This is a genomic window from Pseudomonas sediminis (genome assembly GCF_039555755.1).
Taxonomy (GTDB): Bacteria; Pseudomonadota; Gammaproteobacteria; order Pseudomonadales; family Pseudomonadaceae; genus Aquipseudomonas; species Aquipseudomonas mendocina_D.
Genome location: NZ_CP154631.1, coordinates 1760926 through 1780626, shown reverse-complemented (window position 1 = coordinate 1780626; position 19701 = coordinate 1760926). Strand labels below are relative to the sequence as shown.

The window sequence follows — 19701 nt, the reverse complement described above, 5'->3', positions numbered from 1 at the left end:
ATTGATTTGATCAGGTAGTCAGGGTGCGCAGCAGGTTCTTATAGTCCTCGCGGATGTCCGCGTCGGATCCCCTAAGTTCAGCAATCTTACGGCAAGCGTGCAACACCGTGGTGTGATCACGACCGCCGAAGGCCACACCGATTTCCGGCAGGCTGTGATTGGTCAATTCCTTCGACAATGCCATGGCCACCTGACGTGGTCGGGCGATCGAGCGCGACCGACGCTTGGATAGCAGATCGGTGATCTTGATCTTGTAGTACTCAGCGGTGGTGCGCTGAATATTGTCGATGCTGACCAGCTTGTCCTGCAGGGCCAGCAGATCCTTGAGCGACTCACGAATCAGCTCGATGGTGATATCTCGGCCCATGAAGTGCGAGTGAGCGATCACCCGCTTCAACGCGCCTTCCAGTTCACGCACGTTGGAGCGAATGCGCTGAGCGATGAAGAACGCAGCATCGTGCGGCAGATCGACCTTGGCCTGGTCGGCCTTCTTCATCAGGATCGCCACGCGGGTTTCCAGTTCCGGCGGCTCGACTGCCACCGTCAGCCCCCAGCCGAAACGCGACTTCAGGCGTTCTTCCAGGCCTTCAATCTCCTTCGGGTAGCGGTCGCTGGTGAGAATCACCTGCTGACCCCCTTCAAGCAGCGCGTTGAAGGTATGGAAGAACTCCTCCTGGGAGCGCTCCTTCTTGGCGAAGAACTGGATGTCATCGATCAGCAACGCATCCACCGAACGGTAGAAACGTTTGAACTCGTTGATGGCGTTGAGCTGCAACGCCTTGACCATGTCAGCGACGAAGCGCTCGGAGTGTAGGTAGACCACCTTGGCGTTGGGATTCTTCGCCAACAGGTGATTACCCACAGCATGCATCAGGTGAGTCTTGCCCAGGCCGACGCCGCCATACAGGAACAGCGGGTTGTAACCATGCTTGGGGTTGTCCGCCACCTGCCAGGCTGCAGCGCGCGCCAACTGGTTGGACTTGCCCTCGACGAAGTTATCGAAGGTAAAGGTGCGATTGAGGTAGCTGGTGTGCTTGAGGCCACCTTCGACCTGTACGGTACGTTCGGTGCGTGGCGCCACGGCAGGAGTTGGCGGTTGCGGCGCGGCCCCCCCCATGGAATCGAAGCTGGCACGCGACGGCTCTTGCTGCGCAGGCGGCGGAACCGGCTTGCTGACGACAGCGGCGGCCTGAACCTGAGCTGCACGTGCAGCGGCAGGCAACGGGGCCGTTGGCGCGACACGAGCAGTCGCTGCACGTTTGCTCCCTATTAATAAGGAAAGCGCAGGGACCAGACCGCCGGCGCGCTCACTCAGAAGCTCGAGCAAACGGCTCATGTACTTCTCGTTGACCCAATCGAGTACGAAACGATTCGGCGCATATACACGCAGCTCGTCGCCTTCGGCTTCGACCTGCAGAGGACGTATCCAGGTGTTGAATTGCTGGGCCGGCAACTCGTCGCGCAAAAGCTCGACGCATTGCTGCCATAGTTCCACTGACACTGACTATCCCCTATCCAGGCGGCGATGCAAAAACAGCCGCCATTGTAACGGCCAACGACCGAGTTATCCACACAGCAGGGATTAGATGGCCAAGTAAAATCAAAGCCTTACTTACATTCATCAGACTTATCAGCAGCCCATGAGCCTTGTGGATAAGCGCCCAATAACCTTCTGCAAAACTCTGGGGATGAACGGGCGGATAACTGCATTGTGGGTAACTCTGCTTTCTATCCTCAGGCTGTATGCAGGACACGCACAGACCAACCACGCCTTTTGGACAGACTTATCATCGCCGCATGAGCAGCGGGTATGGGGCAGCTAGCGGGTTTTCCACAGGTGTGGGCAGCACCATTCAACATAAACATAGAAAAAGAGCTTTAAACCCTTTTCCTTCTTTCTATTTCTATCTAGCGAATTAAGGTTGGTTGGAAATTGACCTACCGCGCGGCTTTCTCTAGAATTACCGGTCTCTTAAAACCGGGGTCATACCGACCCTAGTCGATCACCCAGGTAACGCACCATGAAACGCACTTTCCAACCCAGCACCATCAAGCGCGCTCGCACCCACGGCTTCCGTGCCCGCATGGCCACCAAGAACGGCCGTGCCGTCCTGTCGCGTCGTCGCGCCAAGGGCCGCAAGCGTCTTGCTGTCTAATTAATCCAGACAGGTGGTGAGTCGAGGCTTCGGCCGGGAAAAGCGACTGCTGACTCCCCGGCAATTCAAGGCAGTCTTCGACTCCCCAAGCGGTAAAGCTCCGGGCAAAAGTGTCCTGTTGCTAGCGCGCGATAACCAGCTTGATCATCCCCGCCTAGGTCTGGTGATCGGCAAGAAGAGCGTCAAGCTCGCCGTCGAGCGCAACCGCATCAAGCGTCAAATCCGCGAGTCCTTTCGCCTCAATCAGGTCAACCTGACAGGCTGGGACATCGTGGTGGTGGCCCGCAAAGGGCTAGGTGATCTGGAGAATGGCGAACTTGCCCAGCAGTTCGGCAAACTCTGGAAACGCTTGGCCCGAAGCCGGCCCAGTCGCGACGCAGACTTATCCCCCGGGACAAGCGACAATCCCCATGCGTAAAGCGGCTCTAGCCTGTATCCAGGTTTATCGCTACGCCATCAGCCCGCTGATGGCCAGTCATTGTCGTTTCTACCCCAGCTGCTCCTGCTATGCCTACGAAGCCATCGAACAACATGGCTTCCTGCGTGGTGGCTGGCTGACGGCGCGCCGTCTCGGTCGCTGTCACCCATGGAATGCCGGCGGTTTCGATCCGGTTCCACCCGTTAAAACATCCCGTTCTCCTTCGATGGCCGAATAATCATGGATATCCAACGTTCGATCCTGATCGTCGCCCTGGCAGTCGTGTCCTACCTCATGGTCCTGCAATGGAACGAGGACTATGGCCAGGCTGCTATGCCAGCCGAGGTTAGTACCTCGACCGCGGCGACGCCTGCCCTGCCCGACACACCTGCTGTAACCGCCAACACCGGCGGCGACGACATTCCAACTGCCGTGGCCGAGCCTACTGCAGCTGCTGTCGCGCCTACTGCCGCTACCAGCGATGAGCTGATTCGCGTCAAGACCGATGTTCTGGACCTGGCCATCGACCCGCGTGGTGGTGATGTGGTGCAACTGCGTTTGCCGCAGTACCCGCGCCGTCAGGACCGCCCGGACGTTCCTTTCCAGCTGTTCGACAACGGCAACGAGCGCACCTATCTCGCGCAGAGCGGCCTGATCGGCCAGAACGCTCCGGACAAATCCAGCGGTCGTTCCCTGTGGAGCAGCGAGAAGCAGAACTACGAGCTGGCAGAAGGCCAGGACAGCCTGGTGGTCGATCTCACGTTCAGCGAGAACGGCGTCAACTACATCAAGCGCTACAGCTTCAAGCGCGGCCTCAACCCGCAATGCTCCGCGCGTGAGCAGGAACTGAAGAAGCCTGGCTGCATCGATCCGTCCGCCTATCAGGTCGACGTGCGTTACCTGATCGACAACCAGAGCGAGCAAGCCTGGAGCGGCAACCTGTTTGCCCAGCTCAAGCGCGATAACAGTGGCGACCCGTCCTCGACCACCGCTACCGGCACCGCGACCTACCTTGGCGCCGCTCTGTGGACCACCGATGAGCCGTACAAAAAGGTGTCGATGAAGGACATCGACAAGCAGTCCTTCAAGGAAACCGTGCAGGGCGGCTGGGTTGCCTGGCTGCAACACTACTTCGTCACCGCCTGGGTGCCGAGCAAGGACAGCACCAACCTAATTCAGACCCGCAAGGACAGCCAGGGTAACTACATCGTCGGCTTCACCGGCCCGTCCGTGCAGGTTGCTGCCGGCGCGCAGGGCGAGACTGGTGCGATCCTCTACGCTGGTCCCAAGCTGCAGGAGCACCTCGGCACCCTGTCGCCAGGCCTGGAGCTCACCGTGGACTACGGCTTCCTGTGGTTCCTCGCCCAGCCGATCTTCTGGCTGCTGGAAGTGATCCACGGCGTACTCGGTAACTGGGGTTGGTCGATCATCGTCCTGACCATCATCATCAAGCTGATCTTCTTCCCGCTGTCTGCTGCCAGCTACCGCTCGATGGCGCGCATGCGCGCCGTATCGCCGAAACTGCAGGCGTTGAAAGAGCAGCACGGTGATGATCGCCAGAAGATGTCCCAGGCGATGATGGAGCTGTACAAGAAAGAGAAGATCAACCCGCTGGGCGGCTGCCTGCCGATCCTGGTGCAGATGCCGGTATTCCTCGCCCTGTACTGGGTACTGCTGGAATCGGTCGAAATGCGTCAGGCCCCGTGGATGTTCTGGATCACCGACCTGTCGATCAAGGATCCGTTCTTCATCCTGCCGATCATCATGGGCGCGACCATGTTCATCCAGCAGCAGCTCAACCCGACGCCGCCGGACCCCATGCAAGCCCGCGTGCTGAAGCTGATGCCGATCATCTTCACCTTCTTCTTCCTGTGGTTCCCTGCCGGTCTGGTGCTGTACTGGGTAGTCAACAACTGCCTGTCCATCGCCCAGCAGTGGTACATTACTCGCCGGATCGAAGCAGCAACGAAAGCGGCCAACGCCTGATTCGCTGAGGCTTCCAAGCATCAAGCAAACGCCCCATGATTGGGGCGTTTTGCTATCCGAGCATTTATCGTAGGAGCGAGCTCTGCTCGCGAATCGCTGTTATCCATAGCTCTTCTACAGCGCGCCTACTAGCCCCATAAACATCGAGTAAACCGCCATGAACCACGCCCGAGACACCATCGCCGCCGTCGCTACCGCCCAGGGTCGTGGTGGCGTGGGCATCGTGCGGGTATCCGGTCCACTGGCCGGCGATTTGGCTCAGGCCATCTGCCGTCGCGAGTTGAAGCCGCGCTTCGCTCATCACGGTCCGTTCTATGGCGAGAGCGAGCTGACGCTGGATGAGGGGCTGGCCATCTACTTTCCCGGCCCCAACTCCTTCACAGGTGAAGACGTACTGGAGCTTCAGGGCCACGGCGGCCCGGTGGTGCTAGATCTGCTGCTGCGCCGCTGCATGGCGTTGGGGGCACGCCTGGCGCGTCCTGGTGAGTTCAGCGAACGCGCCTTCCTCAATGACAAGCTCGACCTGGCCCAGGCCGAAGCCATTGCCGACCTGATCGAGGCCAGCTCCGAGCAGGCCGCTCGCAATGCGCTGCGTTCCCTGCAGGGCGAGTTCTCCAAACGCGTGCATGCGTTGACCGAATCGCTGATCCAACTGCGCATCTACGTCGAAGCCGCCATCGACTTCCCCGAGGAGGAAATCGACTTCCTCGCCGATGGCCATGTACTGAACCAGCTCGATGGCGTGCGCGCCGACTTATCCACAGTGTTGCGCGAAGCGGGTCAAGGCGCATTGCTGCGCGACGGTATGACTGTAGTCATCGCCGGCCGACCCAATGCCGGTAAATCCAGCCTGCTCAATGCCCTGGCCGGGCGTGAAGCCGCTATCGTCACCGATATCGCCGGCACCACCCGCGACGTGTTGCGCGAACATATCCACATCGACGGCATGCCTCTGCATGTGGTCGACACCGCCGGCCTGCGTGATACCGACGATCAGGTGGAGCGCATCGGTGTAGAGCGTGCACTCAAGGCCATCGGTGAGGCTGACCGTGTGTTGCTGGTAGTGGACTCCACTGCGCCGGAAGCCGCCGATCCCTTTGCTCTCTGGCCAGAGTTTCTGGAGCAGCGTACGGATCCAGCACGGGTCACCCTGATCCGCAACAAGGCCGACCTCTCCGGCGAAGCAGTCGCGCTGGAAACCAGCGCCGATGGCCACGTCACCCTCAGCCTGTCGGCCAAATCCGCAGAAGGCCTGGAACTGCTGCGCGAACACCTGAAAGCCTGCATGGGTTATCAACAGACTGCAGAAAGCGGCTTCAGCGCCCGCCGCCGCCACCTGGAAGCGCTGCACCAGGCCGAGCAGTACCTCGAACACGGCCGCAACCAGCTCACCCTGATGGGCGCTGGCGAGCTGCTGGCCGAGGATCTGCGCATGGCGCAACAGGCATTGGGCGAGATCACCGGCGCCTTCAGCAGCGACGACCTGCTGGGGCGGATCTTCTCCAGCTTCTGCATCGGCAAGTGAAACCTTCCTCCATGCTCTTGCCTATAGGGCTCTTGTAGGAACGGATTTATCCGCGAAAGCGCATGCGTGCCCGCCATCAATCTTTCCCCTCCTTGTCATTCCCGGGCTTTCACCCGGGTTAAGAACCCTTGCGCGTCGTCTTGATTCGCGGCGGGGCATCCACTCCTTCACACATCTGACTGGACTTACGCGCCGGGCAGATTTCCCCACAAACGAGCTTGCTGGATCACCAATGAATGGGCTGCTGCTGCGCATCTACTGAGTTATTCAGGCCCAAATAAACCCTGTGGAAAACCGCCCCTGAACCCTGCCCATAACCCTATGACAAAGCTGGGCGTAACCACCCCTGTGGGTAACTGGCACTTCCATCTACAGTGGTTCAGCAGCTTTCTCAGTGGAAACGAGCAGGATCGACACAGGCTTATCATTCGCTATACACCTCTAACAGCAAGGGTTACAGAGGGTTATCCACAGAAAGGGCTTGCTCTATACATAAACATAAAGAACAAGCTTTATAAAAATTCTCTCTTTCTATTCTTTATAAGCCTGAGCGTATTTCTCACGGGTCAGAGGGTGATCAGTTAAGCAGGTCGATGGGAAAGGCCAGCGCTATCCGGTTGGCTATTTTTTGTGCAGAAGGCTTCATTCAGCAGGCTTAAGTCCCTATACTTGCCGCCTTTCTTTCAGACCCCTTCTCAACAGGCACGAGGTGCGTGGTGGATTTCCCTTCCCGTTTTGACGTGATCGTGATCGGTGGCGGTCATGCCGGTACCGAAGCAGCCCTGGCTGCAGCACGCATGGGCGTGAAGACCCTGCTGCTCACCCACAATGTCGAGACCCTCGGCCAGATGAGCTGCAACCCGGCCATCGGTGGGATCGGCAAGAGCCACCTGGTCAAGGAAATCGATGCACTTGGTGGTGCCATGGCCACTGCTACCGACAAGGGTGGCATCCAGTTCCGTATCCTCAACAGCCGCAAGGGCCCAGCCGTTCGCGCCACCCGCGCGCAGGCCGACCGCGTGCTGTACAAGGCTGCGGTGCGCGAGATTCTGGAAAACCAGGCCAACCTGTGGATTTTTCAACAGGCAGCTGATGATCTGATTGTGGAAAACGCAGAGGTCAAAGGCGTGGTCACCCAGATGGGGCTCAGGTTCCATGCGGATTCCGTGGTGTTGACCACAGGCACATTCCTCGGTGGACTTATCCACATTGGTCTGCAGAACTACTCTGGCGGCCGTGCCGGCGATCCACCCTCCATCGCCCTGGCACATCGCCTGCGCGAGCTGCCGCTGCGCGTCGGCCGCCTGAAAACCGGTACACCGCCGCGCATCGATGGACGTTCGGTTGATTTCTCGGTGATGACTGAACAGCCAGGCGACACCCCCACGCCGCTGATGTCCTTCCTCGGCAAGCGTGAGCATCAGCCCAAGCAGATCAGTTGCTGGATCACCCATACCAACGCCCGTACCCACGAGATCATTGCCGCCAACCTCGACCGTTCGCCGATGTACTCCGGCGTGATCGAAGGTGTCGGCCCACGCTACTGCCCGTCGATCGAGGACAAGATCCACCGCTTCGCCGACAAGGACAGCCACCAGGTGTTCATCGAGCCGGAAGGCCTGACGACTCACGAGCTGTATCCCAACGGCATCTCCACCTCGCTGCCATTCGACGTGCAATTGGAAATTGTGCGCAGCATCCGTGGTATGGAAAACGCCCATATCGTGCGCCCCGGCTATGCCATCGAGTACGACTACTTCGATCCGCGCGACCTGAAGTACAGCCTGGAAACCAAGGTTATCGGCGGTCTGTTCTTCGCCGGGCAGATCAACGGCACCACCGGCTACGAAGAGGCCGGTGCGCAGGGCCTGCTGGCGGGCTGCAACGCCGCACTACGCGCGCAAGGCAAAGAGGCCTGGTGCCCGCGTCGCGACGAGGCCTACATCGGCGTACTGGTCGACGACCTGATCACCCTGGGCACCCAGGAGCCGTACCGCATGTTCACCTCGCGTGCCGAGTACCGGCTGATTCTGCGTGAGGACAACGCTGACCTGCGCCTGACCGAAAAAGGCCGCGAGCTGGGGCTGATCGACGACGAGCGCTGGGCTGCCTTCGAGGCCAAGCGTGAAGGCATCGTCCAGGAAGAGCAGCGCTTGAAGAGCACCTGGGTACGCCCCGGCACGCCGCAGGGCGATGCCATCGCCGCGCGTTTCGGCACGCCGCTGGCCCATGAATACAACCTGCTCAACCTGCTGGCCCGCCCGGAGATCGACTACGCCACCTTGGTCGAACTGACCGAGGCACCGGCTGTGGATAACCAGGTGGCCGAACAGGTCGAGATCAAGACCAAGTACGCCGGTTACATCGACCGTCAGCAGGAAGAGATCGCCAAGCTGCGCGCCAGTGAGGACACCAAGCTGCCGGAAGACCTGGACTACAGCAGCATTTCCGGGTTGTCCAAGGAGATCCAGTTCAAGCTCGGCAATACCCGCCCCGCCACCCTTGGTCAGGCTGGGCGCATCCCCGGCGTTACGCCGGCAGCCATCTCGCTGTTGCTGATTCATCTGAAGAAGCGCAGCGCGGGACAGAAGCTGGAGCAGAGCGCCTGATGTCGGTCACTCAGCGTCACGCCGAAGAACTGCTGCAGGGTGCCCGCGAGCTGGGTATCGAACTCAGCGCGCAGCAGCAGGAACAACTGCTCGCCTATCTGGGCCTGCTGATCAAGTGGAACAAGGCCTACAACCTTACCGCGGTGCGCGATCCCAACGAGATGGTCTCGCGCCATCTGCTCGACAGCCTGTCGGTAGTCCCCTTCGTGGCCGAACGTGGGGATAACTGGCTGGATGTCGGCAGTGGCGGCGGCATGCCCGGCGTGCCGCTGGCGATCATGTTCCCCGAGCGCCGCTTCACCCTGCTCGACTCCAACGGCAAGAAGACTCGTTTTCTGGTGCAGGTGAAGCTGGAGCTGAAACTCGCCAACCTCGAGGTTGTCCACAACCGGGTCGAAGCGTATCGACCTGAGCAGCCGTTCGACGGCATCAGCTCGCGGGCTTTCAGCAGCCTGGAAGATTTCAGCAACTGGACGCGCGACCTTGGCAACGCCGACACGCACTGGCTTGCGATGAAGGGCGTGCACCCGGATGACGAGCTGCAGGCGCTGCCGACGGACTTCCGTCTCAGTGCCACGCACGTGTTGCGGGTTCCCGGTTGCCAAGGCCAACGCCATCTGTTGATACTGCGTCGCTCGGTCTAAGGGGAAAGAAGATGGCCAAGGTATTCGCGATCGCCAATCAGAAAGGCGGCGTGGGCAAAACCACGACGTGCATCAACCTGGCTGCTTCACTGGTAGCGACCAAGCGCCGCGTGCTGCTGATCGACCTCGACCCGCAGGGCAACGCGACCATGGGCAGCGGCATCGACAAGCACGCCCTCGAGCACTCGATCTACGACGTGCTGATCGGCGAATGCGACCTGAGCCAGGCCATGCAGTTTTCCGAGCACGGCGGCTACCAGTTGCTGCCGGCCAACCGCGATCTGACCGCTGCGGAAGTGGCACTGCTGGAAATGAAGATGAAGGAGAGCCGCCTGCGTTATGCCCTGGCGCCGATCCGCGAGAACTACGATTACATCCTCATCGACTGCCCGCCGTCGCTGAACATGCTGACCATCAACGCCCTGGTCGCCGCCGATGGCGTGATCATCCCCATGCAGTGCGAGTATTACGCGCTCGAGGGCTTGTCCGATCTGGTCAACAGCATCCAGCGCATCGCCCAACTGCTCAATCCCAAGCTGCAGATCGAAGGTCTGCTGCGCACCATGTACGACCCACGTATCAGCCTGACCAACGACGTCACCGCTCAGCTCAAGGAACACTTCGGCGACAAGCTGTATGACGCCGTGATTCCGCGCAATGTGCGCCTGGCCGAGGCGCCGAGCTTCGGCATGCCGGCGCTGGTCTACGACAAACAATCCCGTGGGGCCATTGCCTACCTGGCTTTGGCCGGCGAGCTGGTGCGCCGTCAGCGCGCCGCCGCGAAAACCGCTACCGCTTAAGGAACATCCGCATGGCTGCGAAGAAACGAGGTCTGGGTCGAGGTCTGGACGCACTGCTCGGTGGCAACACCGTCAACGCCCTGCAGGAAGAGGCTGCCCAGGTCGACACCCGTGAGCTGCAATACGTGCCGCTGGAGTTGATCCAGCGCGGCAAGTACCAGCCGCGTCGTGACATGGACCAGACTGCGCTGGAAGAACTCGCCGCCTCCATCCGCGCCCAGGGCGTGATGCAACCCATCGTGCTGCGTCCCATCGGTAACGGCCGTTTCGAGATCGTTGCCGGTGAACGCCGTTGGCGGGCCAGCCAACTGGCTGGTCAGGACAAGATCCCGGCCATGGTGCGCGAGCTGCCCGACGAGGCCGCCATCGCCATGGCGCTGATCGAGAACATCCAGCGCGAGGATCTCAATCCGATCGAAGAAGCCGTGGCCCTGCAGCGCCTGCAGCAGGAATTCGAGCTGACCCAGCAACAGGTCGCCGATGCCGTCGGTAAATCCCGCGTCACCATCACCAACCTGCTGCGTCTGATCGCCCTGCCCGAAGAGATCAAGACTCTGCTCGCTCATGGCGATCTGGAAATGGGCCATGCTCGTGCGCTGCTCGGTTTGCCCCTGGAACAGCAGGTCGAAGCGGCGCGACACGTTGTCGCACGCGGCCTCACCGTTCGTCAGACCGAGGCGCTGGTGCGCCAGTGGCTGAGTGCCAAACCGGCCCCGGCCAAGGCCAAGGCCGATCCGGACATCAGCCGCCTGGAACAGAAGCTCGCAGAGCGTCTGGGCTCGCCGGTACAGATCAAGCACGGTAGCAAGGGCAAAGGGCAACTGGTGATCCGTTACAGTTCACTCGACGAATTGCAGGGCGTACTGGCGCACATTCGTTGAAACAATTCAGCCTGTAGTCCTGGTCCACTGCTACTACAGCATGGTTGATCAGGCGTAGGCAGGCCCATATACTCCCCGCGCAATTTTGTCGGCTATGAGCCGAGATTCGGCGGCTTTATGGGAGAGGTCGATGGGCATCCCGAGTAAGGCCCCGTTTCATCGTCAGCCAGGTTTTCCGATCCTGATTTTTCAGGCCATCGTGACGGCTGCAATTGCAGTGGTTTTTGCCATCAGTGGTGGATGGGTTGCGGCCTATTCAGCATTGCTGGGTGGGCTGATTGCCCTGCTGGCCAACGCGTATTTTGCATTCAAGGCCTTTCGTTATTTTGGCGCGCGTTCGGCCCGAGCCATCGTCCAGTCGATCTGGGCCGGGGCCATGGGTAAATGGATTATCACGGCAGTGCTGTTTGCACTGGCGTTCGTAGGGGTTGAACCACTTGCACCGATGCAGCTGTTCATCGGTTATCTGCTGGCCCTGTTGGCAGCAGCTTGTGCGCCCCTACTCATGAAAGTTTTCTGAAGCATTGGACCGTTTGAGGCGTTTATGGCTGATACCCCAGCAGAATATATCCAGCATCACCTGCAGAACCTGGTCTACGGCGCTCATCCGGACAAGGGCTGGATCATTGCCCAGACCCCGGAAGAAGTGAAAGCCATGGGTTTCTGGGCTGTCCATGTGGACACCCTGGGCTGGTCGCTGTTCATGGGCCTGATCTTCGTCACGCTGTTCCGCATTGCTGCCAAGCGTGCCGTTACCGGCGTACCGACGGGCCTGCAGAACATGGCCGAGATGTGCATCGAGTTCGTTGAGGGCATCGTCAAGGACACCTTCCACGGCAAGAACCCACTGGTTGCGCCGCTGGCCCTGACCATCTTCGTCTGGGTGTTCCTGATGAACAGCCTGAAGTGGATCCCGGTCGACTACATTCCTGGCCTGGCGCATGCCATGGGCCTGCCGTACTTCAAGATCGTCCCCACCGCCGACCCTAACGGTACCTTCGGTATCTCCCTGGGCGTGTTCCTGCTGATCATCTTCTACAGCATCAAGGTCAAGGGCATCGGTGGCTTTACCAAGGAACTGTCGTTCACCCCGTTCAATCACTGGGCGCTGATTCCTTTCAACCTGTTCCTGGAAATCATCGGCCTGCTGACCAAGCCGCTGAGCCTGGCCCTACGTCTGTTCGGCAACATGTATGCCGGTGAAGTGGTGTTTATCCTGATCGCGCTGCTGCCCTTCTACGTTCAGTGGGGTCTCAACGTGCCATGGGCTATCTTCCACATCCTGGTCATTCCGCTGCAGGCGTTCATTTTCATGGTGCTGACCGTGGTTTATCTGAGTGCTGCGCACGAAGATCACCACTGATCGGCATCGAAAAACCCGAAAACCCCTAACTCGTAACCTTAACCTCTAAAAACTCTGGAGCTAACTATGGAACTCGTCTACATCGCCGCTGCCATCATGATCGGTCTGGGTGCCCTGGGTACCGGTATCGGCTTCGCCCTGCTGGGCGGCAAGCTGCTGGAATCCACCGCTCGCCAGCCTGAGCTGGGCCCGCAGCTGCAAACCAAGACCTTCCTGATGGCCGGTCTGCTCGACGCCGTTCCGATGATCGGTGTTGGTATCGCGATGTACCTGATCTTCGTTGTCGCGGGTTAAGAGTTCCTGAGTCGAGGCAGCATGATGAGTGCTGCCTCTTCAGGCTTTTCTTCCCTGAACACGAGATAGCACGAGGTAAATCGCTGTGAACATTAACCTGACCCTGTTCGGTCAAACGATTGCCTTCGCTATTTTCGTCTGGTTCTGCATGAAGTTCGTATGGCCGCCGCTGACGCTGGCCATGCAGGAACGCCAGAAGAAAATCGCAGAAGGTCTGGATGCTGCCGGGCGCGCTGAGCGCGATCTGCAGTTGGCCCAGGAACGCGCTGCCCAGATGCTTCGTGAAACCAAAGAGCAAGCTGCCGAGATTCTCGACCGGGCGAACAAGACCGCCAACGCAATCGTCGAAGAAGCCAAGGCCCAGGCCCGCTCCGAAGGTGAAAAGCTGATTGTTGGCGCAAAAGCCGAAATCGATCTGGAAGTGAACCGTGCCAAGGAACAACTGCGTGCACAGGTAGCAGCTCTGGCTGTCACCGGCGCCGAGCAGATCCTGCAGTCCTCCGTGGACGGCGCTGCGCACAACGATCTGGTCGCAAAACTGGCCTCTCAACTCTAAGCGAGGCTCGCGATGATCAATACCAACACGCTCGCTCGGCCCTACGCGAAAGCTGCGTTTGAGTTTGCCAGTGCTGCACAGCAGGCCGATGCCTGGCTGAACATGCTGTCGCTGTCCGCTGCTGCGGTTCAAGCGCCGGCCATGGCTCAGCAGTTGGTCAACCCCGCGTTGACCGATGAGCAGAAAGTCAATGTGCTGGCGCAGCTCTGTGCCGGTCACATCGACGCTTCGTTCAGCAACTTCCTGCACTCGCTGGGTAGCAACGACCGACTGTCGCTGCTGCCGGTAGTACTCGAACAATTCGCTGTACTGAAGGCTGAAGCCGAACGCGCCCTCGATGTCGAAGTCGAGTCGGCGTTCGAGCTCAGTGCTGAGCAATTGCAAACTCTGGCTGCCGCCCTTTCCAAGCGGCTCGATCGCACCGTCCAGCCCACGCCCGTGGTCAATCCCGCCCTGATCGGCGGCGTTGTCATTCGTGCAGGTGACCTGGTCATCGACGGTTCGGTCCGCGGCAAGCTGAACAAGCTGGCCGAAGCGTTGAAATCCTGATTTGAGGGAACTGGCATGCAGCAATTGAATCCTTCCGAAATTAGCGAAATCATCAAGCAGCGCATTGAGTCGCTTGATGTATCCGCTCAAGCCCGTAATGAAGGCACCATCGTCAGCGTTTCCGACGGTATCGTGCGCATCTACGGCCTCGCCGACGTCATGTACGGTGAGATGATCGAATTCCCTGGTGGCGTGTACGGCATGGCCCTGAACCTGGAGCAAGACTCCGTAGGTGCCGTAGTACTGGGTGGTTACCTGACCCTCGCCGAAGGCATGAGCGCCAAGTGCACCGGTCGCATCCTGGAAGTTCCGGTTGGTCCGGAGCTGCTGGGTCGCGTCGTTGACGCACTGGGCAACCCGATCGATGGCAAAGGCCCGATCAACGCGGCCGCTACTGACGCCGTTGAAAAGGTTGCGCCGGGCGTGATCTGGCGTAAGTCGGTCGACCAGCCGGTGCAAACCGGTTACAAGTCGGTCGATGCCATGATCCCGGTAGGCCGTGGCCAGCGTGAGCTGATCATCGGTGACCGTCAGATCGGTAAGACTGCTCTGGCCGTCGACGCCATCATCAACCAGAAAGACAGCGGCATCCGTTGCGTCTACGTCGCCATTGGTCAGAAGCAATCGACCATCGCCAACGTGGTGCGCAAGCTGGAAGAAGCTGGCGCTCTGGCCAACACCATCGTGGTTGCTGCTTCGGCTTCCGAATCGGCTGCCCTGCAGTTCCTCGCGCCGTACTCCGGTTGCACCATGGGTGAATACTTCCGCGACCGCGGTGAAGATGCCCTGATCGTGTACGACGACCTGTCCAAGCAGGCCGTTGCCTACCGTCAGATCTCCCTGCTGCTGCGCCGTCCGCCAGGCCGTGAAGCCTACCCGGGCGACGTGTTCTATCTCCACAGCCGTCTGCTGGAGCGTGCTTCGCGCGTTTCCGAAGAGTACGTCGAGAAGTTCACCAATGGTGCCGTGACTGGCAAGACCGGTTCCCTGACCGCCCTGCCGATCATCGAAACCCAGGCGGGTGACGTTTCCGCGTTCGTTCCGACCAACGTGATCTCGATCACCGACGGTCAGATCTTCCTGGAATCGGCCATGTTCAACTCGGGTATCCGTCCGGCCGTCAACGCCGGTATCTCGGTATCCCGTGTCGGTGGCGCGGCTCAAACCAAGATCATCAAGAAGCTCTCCGGTGGTATCCGTACCGCTCTGGCTCAGTACCGTGAACTGGCTGCATTCGCCCAGTTCGCATCTGACCTGGACGAAGCCACCCGCAAGCAGCTCGAGCATGGTCAGCGCGTAACCGAGCTGATGAAGCAGAAGCAGTATGCGCCGATGTCCATTGCCGAAATGTCGGTGTCCCTGTACGCAGCCGAGCGTGGCTTCCTGCAGGACGTCGAAGTCGCCAAGATCATCAGCTTCGAGCAGGCCCTGATCGCCTTCTTCAAGCGTGATCACGCCGACCTGATGGCGAAGATCAACGAGAAGGGTGACTTCAACGACGAAATCGACGCTGGCCTGAAAGCCGGTATCGAGAAGTTCAAGGCCACCCAAACCTGGTAACCGCAGCGGGGGCTTTGGCCCCCGCCTGCTTGAACCAAAAGGTGTGAAATGGCAGGCGCAAAAGAGATTCGCAGCAAGATTGCGAGCATCAAAAGCACGCAAAAGATCACCAGCGCCATGGAAAAAGTGGCGGTCAGCAAAATGCGCAAGGCTCAACAGCGCATGGCTGCCGGTCGTCCCTATGCTGAGCGTATTCGTCAGGTGATTGGTCACCTGGCCAAGGCGAACCCGGAATACCGCCACTCGTTCATGGTGGAGCGTGATGTAAAGCGCGTCGGTTATATCGTGGTGACCTCGGACCGTGGGCTGTGTGGTGGCTTGAACATCAACCTGTTCAAGGCGCTGCTCAGAAGCCTGAAGGAATGGCGCGACCAGAAGGTCGAGGCTGATTTCTGCGTGGTGGGCAGCAAGGGCGCGAGCTTCTTCCGCAGCAACGGGGGCAACGTGGTTGCCGCCATCAGCAAGCTGGGTGAAGAGCCGTCCATCAACGACCTGATCGGTAGCGTCAAGGTCGTGCTGGATGCCTATGCCGAGGGCCGTATCGATCGTCTGTATCTGGTGTCGAACAAGTTCGTCAACACCATGACACAGAAGCCGGAAGTGCAGCAGCTGCTGCCGCTGGCCGCGAGCGATGCACAAGGCGTGCAGAAAGGTCTGTGGGACTACGTGTACGAGCCGGACGCCCAGCAATTGCTGGATGCGCTGCTGGTACGCTACGTCGAGTCGCAGGTCTATCAGTCCGTGGTCGAGAACAGCGCGTGCGAACAGGCTGCGCGGATGATCGCGATGAAGAACGCAACCGACAACGCCGGTGAGCTCATCAAAGACCTGCAGCTGGTTTACAACAAGGCACGTCAGGCAGCGATCACCCAGGAAATTTCGGAAATCGTCGGCGGCGCTGCCGCGGTTTAAGAACGGTTCAAATATTCAGAGGAACCAAAGATGAGTAGCGGACGTATCGTTCAAATCATCGGCGCCGTCATCGACGTGGAATTTCCGCGTGACAAGGTGCCGAGTGTTTATGAAGCGCTGAAAGTAGTTGGCGCCGAAACCACCCTGGAAGTTCAGCAGCAGCTGGGCGACGGCGTGGTACGTACCATTGCGATGGGTTCGACCGAAGGCCTCAAGCGTGGCCTGGATGTCAACAGCTCTGGCAAGGCCATCTCCGTACCGGTCGGTAAAGCGACCCTGGGCCGGATCATGGACGTGCTGGGCAACCCGATCGACGAAGCCGGCCCCATCGGTGAAGAAGAGCAGTGGGAAATCCACCGCCCTGCGCCGAGCTATGCCGAACAAGCTGGCTCCAACGAGCTGCTGGAAACCGGCATCAAGGTTATCGACCTGGTCTGCCCGTTCGCCAAGGGCGGTAAAGTCGGTCTGTTCGGTGGTGCCGGTGTCGGCAAGACCGTGAACATGATGGAACTGATCCGTAACATCGCCATCGAGCACAGCGGTTATTCCGTGTTCGCCGGTGTGGGTGAGCGTACTCGTGAGGGTAACGACTTCTACCACGAGATGAAGGACTCCAACGTTCTCGACAAGGTAGCCCTGGTTTACGGTCAGATGAACGAGCCACCAGGCAACCGTCTGCGCGTAGCACTGACCGGCCTGACCATGGCCGAGAAGTTCCGTGACGAAGGCCGTGACGTTCTGTTGTTCGTCGACAACATCTACCGTTACACCCTCGCCGGTACCGAAGTATCCGCACTGCTCGGCCGTATGCCGTCGGCAGTAGGTTACCAGCCGACTCTGGCCGAGGAGATGGGCGTTCTGCAGGAGCGTATTACCTCCACCAAGAAAGGCTCGATCACCTCGATCCAGGCTGTATACGTACCTGCGGACGACCTGACCGACCCGAGCCCGGCGACCACCTTCGCCCACTTGGACGCCACCGTCGTACTGAGCCGTGACATCGCTTCCCTGGGTATCTACCCGGCCGTTGACCCGCTGGACTCCACCAGCCGTCAGCTGGATCCGAACGTGATCGGCCAGGAACACTACGAGACCGCTCGTGGCGTTCAGTATGTTCTGCAGCGCTACAAAGAGCTGAAGGACATCATTGCGATCCTGGGTATGGACGAGCTGTCCGAAGACGACAAGCAGCTGGTATCTCGCGCTCGTAAGATCCAGCGCTTCCTGTCCCAGCCGTTCTTCGTGGCTGAGGTCTTCACCGGTGCCCCGGGCAAGTACGTGTCCCTGAAGGACACCATTGCCGGCTTCAGCGGCATTCTCAAAGGCGACTACGACCACCTGCCGGAACAAGCGTTCTACATGGTAGGCGGCATCGACGAAGCCATCGAGAAAGCCAAGAAACTGTAAGTAACGGGTGCGCCCTCCAGAGGGCGTCCGGGCCGGAGCGGGCAGCAGCCTGATCCGGCCTCTCAACCGAGGCATTGTTATGGCTATGTCAGTCCACTGCGATATCGTCAGTGCGGAAGAAGAGCTGTTCTCGGGGCTGGTGGAAATGGTCATCGCCCACGGTCACCTCGGTGACCTGGGTATCCTGCCGGGCCACACCCCGCTGCTGACCGATCTCAAGCCGGGTCCGGTGCGAGTGATCAAGCAGGGTGGCACCGAGGAGGTGTTTTACATCTCCGGTGGCTTCCTGGAAGTTCAGCCGAGCATGGTGAAGGTTCTTGCCGACACCGCTGTTCGCGCTGGCGACTTGGATGAAGCCGCTGCCATCGAGGCACGCAAGGCTGCCGAGAAGGCGCTGAGCGAAAAGGGCACCGAGTTCGACTACGGCAGTGCTTCGGCACGCCTGGCCGAGGCTGCTGCCCAGCTGCGCACCATCGAAGAGATGCGCAAGAAGTTTGGCGGCCGCAGCCGCTGATCGCGTATCGCGGTATCACGCAAAGGGGCGACTTATGTCGCCCCTTTGCGTTTCTGGCAAAATAGCGCTTTTCGTCTGCGGCTCTTTCCCGCCGCCGCCTAATTCTGCCCAGCAAGGAGCTTTCTATGAGTCTGGATATCGTCATTCTGGCCGCCGGCCAGGGCACGCGCATGCGTTCGGCGCTGCCGAAGGTGCTGCATCCGGTCGCCGACAAGCCCATGCTCGGGCATGTCATCGACACTGCACGCAGCTTGCAGCCGCAGAGCATCCAGGTGGTGATCGGCCATGGCGCTGACAAGGTGCGCGAGCGCCTTGCCGCCGACGACCTGAATTTCGTCATCCAGGCCGAGCAGCTCGGCACCGGCCATGCCGTGGCCCAGGCCCTGCCGCAGCTTAGCGCCGATACCGTGCTGATCCTCTACGGCGATGTGCCGTTGATCGAAACCGCTACCTTGCAGCGTCTGCTGGCGCTGGTCAGTGACGATCAACTGGGCCTGCTCACCGTCGAGCTGGCCGATCCGACCGGCTATGGCCGTATCGTGCGCGATGGCAGCGGTGTGGTGCAGTCCATCGTCGAACACAAGGACGCCAGCGAGGCGCAGCGGCAGATTCGTGAGGGCAACACCGGCATCCTCGCCGTTCCGGGCAAGCGTCTGGCTGACTGGCTGGGGCGCCTATCCAACAGCAACGCCCAGGGTGAGTACTACCTGACCGACGTGATCGCCATGGCCGTGGCCGATGGCCTGACCGTGGCCACCGAGCGCGCTGCCGACGAGATGGAAGTGCTCGGCGCCAACGACCGTATCCAGTTGTCCCAGCTTGAATGCCATTACCAGCAGCGTATGGCCCGTCGCCTGATGGCCCAGGGCGTCACCCTGCGCGACCCGCATCGCTTCGACGTGCGTGGTGACGTAAGCGTTGGCCGCGACGTGACCATCGATATCAACGTCATCCTCGAAGGCAAGGTGATCATCGAGGACGATGTGCAGATCGGCCCGAACTGCGTGATCAAGGACTCGGTGCTGCGCAAGGGCGCCATCGTCAAGGCCAACAGCCACCTGGACGGCGCCGAGATGGGCGAGGGCGCCGATTGCGGCCCGTTCGCTCGTCTGCGTCCGGGGACCAAACTGGGTGCCAAGGCCCATGTGGGTAACTTCGTCGAACTGAAGAACGCGGTGCTGGGTGAAGGCGCCAAGGCCGGTCACCTGAGCTACCTGGGTGATGCCGAGATCGGCGCGCGGACCAACATCGGTGCCGGTACCATCACCTGCAACTACGACGGTGCCAACAAATTCCGCACGGTCATGGGCGAGGATGTGTTCATCGGCTCCAACAGCGCGCTGGTGGCGCCGGTGAACCTGGGCGACCGCGCCACCACGGGCGCCGGCTCGGTAGTGACCAGCGATGTGCCGGCCGATATGCTAGCTGTCGGGCGTGCCAAGCAGCGCAATATCGAAGGCTGGAAGCGCCCCACCAAGAAGTGAACCTGATCGGGCCTGGGTGACCGGGCCTGTGTATAACCTGTCG

The 19701-nt window shown here is 60.1% G+C and carries 20 protein-coding genes; 19 read left to right on the top strand and 1 reads right to left on the bottom strand.

Going from position 1 to position 19701, the window contains the following annotated elements; all coding sequences use genetic code 11:
- Positions 1-10: 10 nt before the first annotated feature.
- Complete coding sequence (dnaA, locus tag AAEQ75_RS08490) at positions 11-1501, bottom strand: chromosomal replication initiator protein DnaA (protein ID WP_143505835.1); 1491 nt, start codon at positions 1499-1501, stop codon at positions 11-13.
- Between the two features lie 520 nt (positions 1502-2021).
- On the opposite strand from dnaA, the gene rpmH reads away from it, so the two are divergent.
- From rpmH to glmU, 19 genes are all read left to right on the top strand, one after another.
- Positions 2022-2156 (top strand): 50S ribosomal protein L34, encoded by a 135-nt coding sequence (rpmH, locus tag AAEQ75_RS08485; protein ID WP_002551315.1) that lies wholly within the window; start codon positions 2022-2024, stop codon positions 2154-2156.
- Between the two features lie 13 nt (positions 2157-2169).
- Complete coding sequence (gene rnpA, locus AAEQ75_RS08480) at positions 2170-2574, top strand: ribonuclease P protein component (protein WP_166432402.1); 405 nt, start codon at positions 2170-2172, stop codon at positions 2572-2574.
- Positions 2567-2812, top strand: coding sequence for a membrane protein insertion efficiency factor YidD (gene yidD, locus AAEQ75_RS08475; RefSeq protein WP_061238809.1), 246 nt, complete (start codon positions 2567-2569; stop codon positions 2810-2812). The genes rnpA and yidD overlap by 8 nt, the downstream gene beginning before the upstream one ends.
- Before the next feature lie 2 nt (positions 2813-2814).
- The gene (gene yidC / locus AAEQ75_RS08470) at positions 2815-4560 is read left to right on the top strand and encodes a membrane protein insertase YidC (protein WP_106734040.1); all 1746 of its coding nucleotides are present in this window, start codon (positions 2815-2817) and stop codon (positions 4558-4560) included.
- A gap of 157 nt (positions 4561-4717) precedes the next feature.
- Positions 4718-6085, top strand: a complete 1368-nt coding sequence (mnmE, locus tag AAEQ75_RS08465; protein ID WP_343351621.1) for a tRNA uridine-5-carboxymethylaminomethyl(34) synthesis GTPase MnmE — start codon at positions 4718-4720, stop codon at positions 6083-6085.
- 716 nt (positions 6086-6801) lie between these two features.
- Complete coding sequence (gene mnmG, locus AAEQ75_RS08460) at positions 6802-8694, top strand: tRNA uridine-5-carboxymethylaminomethyl(34) synthesis enzyme MnmG (protein ID WP_343351619.1); 1893 nt, start codon at positions 6802-6804, stop codon at positions 8692-8694.
- A complete protein-coding gene (gene rsmG, locus AAEQ75_RS08455) occupies positions 8691-9338 on the top strand; it encodes a 16S rRNA (guanine(527)-N(7))-methyltransferase RsmG (RefSeq protein WP_343352352.1) in 648 nt (215 codons plus the stop codon). The genes mnmG and rsmG overlap by 4 nt, the downstream gene beginning before the upstream one ends.
- Positions 9339-9349: 11 nt before the next feature.
- Entirely contained in the window at positions 9350-10138 is a 789-nt protein-coding gene (locus tag AAEQ75_RS08450; protein ID WP_108235089.1) for a ParA family protein, read from the top strand.
- A gap of 11 nt (positions 10139-10149) precedes the next feature.
- The gene (locus AAEQ75_RS08445) at positions 10150-11019 is read left to right on the top strand and encodes a ParB/RepB/Spo0J family partition protein (protein ID WP_179574977.1); all 870 of its coding nucleotides are present in this window, start codon (positions 10150-10152) and stop codon (positions 11017-11019) included.
- A gap of 130 nt (positions 11020-11149) precedes the next feature.
- The gene (locus tag AAEQ75_RS08440) at positions 11150-11539 is read left to right on the top strand and encodes a F0F1 ATP synthase subunit I (protein ID WP_084341357.1); all 390 of its coding nucleotides are present in this window, start codon (positions 11150-11152) and stop codon (positions 11537-11539) included.
- A gap of 24 nt (positions 11540-11563) precedes the next feature.
- Positions 11564-12382, top strand: a complete 819-nt coding sequence (gene atpB / locus AAEQ75_RS08435; protein WP_179574975.1) for a F0F1 ATP synthase subunit A — start codon at positions 11564-11566, stop codon at positions 12380-12382.
- A gap of 66 nt (positions 12383-12448) precedes the next feature.
- Positions 12449-12676, top strand: a complete 228-nt coding sequence (gene atpE, locus AAEQ75_RS08430) for a F0F1 ATP synthase subunit C (protein ID WP_003241387.1) — start codon at positions 12449-12451, stop codon at positions 12674-12676.
- Positions 12677-12761: 85 nt separating this feature from the next.
- Positions 12762-13232, top strand: a complete 471-nt coding sequence (locus tag AAEQ75_RS08425) for a F0F1 ATP synthase subunit B (RefSeq protein WP_021487439.1) — start codon at positions 12762-12764, stop codon at positions 13230-13232.
- Positions 13233-13244: 12 nt separating this feature from the next.
- On the top strand, positions 13245-13781 hold the full coding sequence (locus tag AAEQ75_RS08420) for a F0F1 ATP synthase subunit delta (RefSeq protein ID WP_099525061.1): 537 nt from the start codon (positions 13245-13247) through the stop codon (positions 13779-13781).
- Positions 13782-13796: 15 nt separating this feature from the next.
- Complete coding sequence (atpA, locus tag AAEQ75_RS08415) at positions 13797-15341, top strand: F0F1 ATP synthase subunit alpha (RefSeq protein WP_072425163.1); 1545 nt, start codon at positions 13797-13799, stop codon at positions 15339-15341.
- 48 nt (positions 15342-15389) lie between these two features.
- Positions 15390-16253, top strand: coding sequence for a F0F1 ATP synthase subunit gamma (gene atpG / locus AAEQ75_RS08410; RefSeq protein ID WP_072425164.1), 864 nt, complete (start codon positions 15390-15392; stop codon positions 16251-16253).
- 30 nt (positions 16254-16283) lie between these two features.
- Complete coding sequence (gene atpD / locus AAEQ75_RS08405; protein WP_064493638.1) at positions 16284-17660, top strand: F0F1 ATP synthase subunit beta; 1377 nt, start codon at positions 16284-16286, stop codon at positions 17658-17660.
- A gap of 79 nt (positions 17661-17739) precedes the next feature.
- Positions 17740-18174 (top strand): F0F1 ATP synthase subunit epsilon, encoded by a 435-nt coding sequence (locus tag AAEQ75_RS08400; protein WP_017676260.1) that lies wholly within the window; start codon positions 17740-17742, stop codon positions 18172-18174.
- A 125-nt stretch (positions 18175-18299) separates the two neighbouring features.
- Positions 18300-19658, top strand: coding sequence for a bifunctional UDP-N-acetylglucosamine diphosphorylase/glucosamine-1-phosphate N-acetyltransferase GlmU (gene glmU, locus AAEQ75_RS08395; RefSeq protein ID WP_343351608.1), 1359 nt, complete (start codon positions 18300-18302; stop codon positions 19656-19658).
- Positions 19659-19701: the final 43 nt, after the last annotated feature.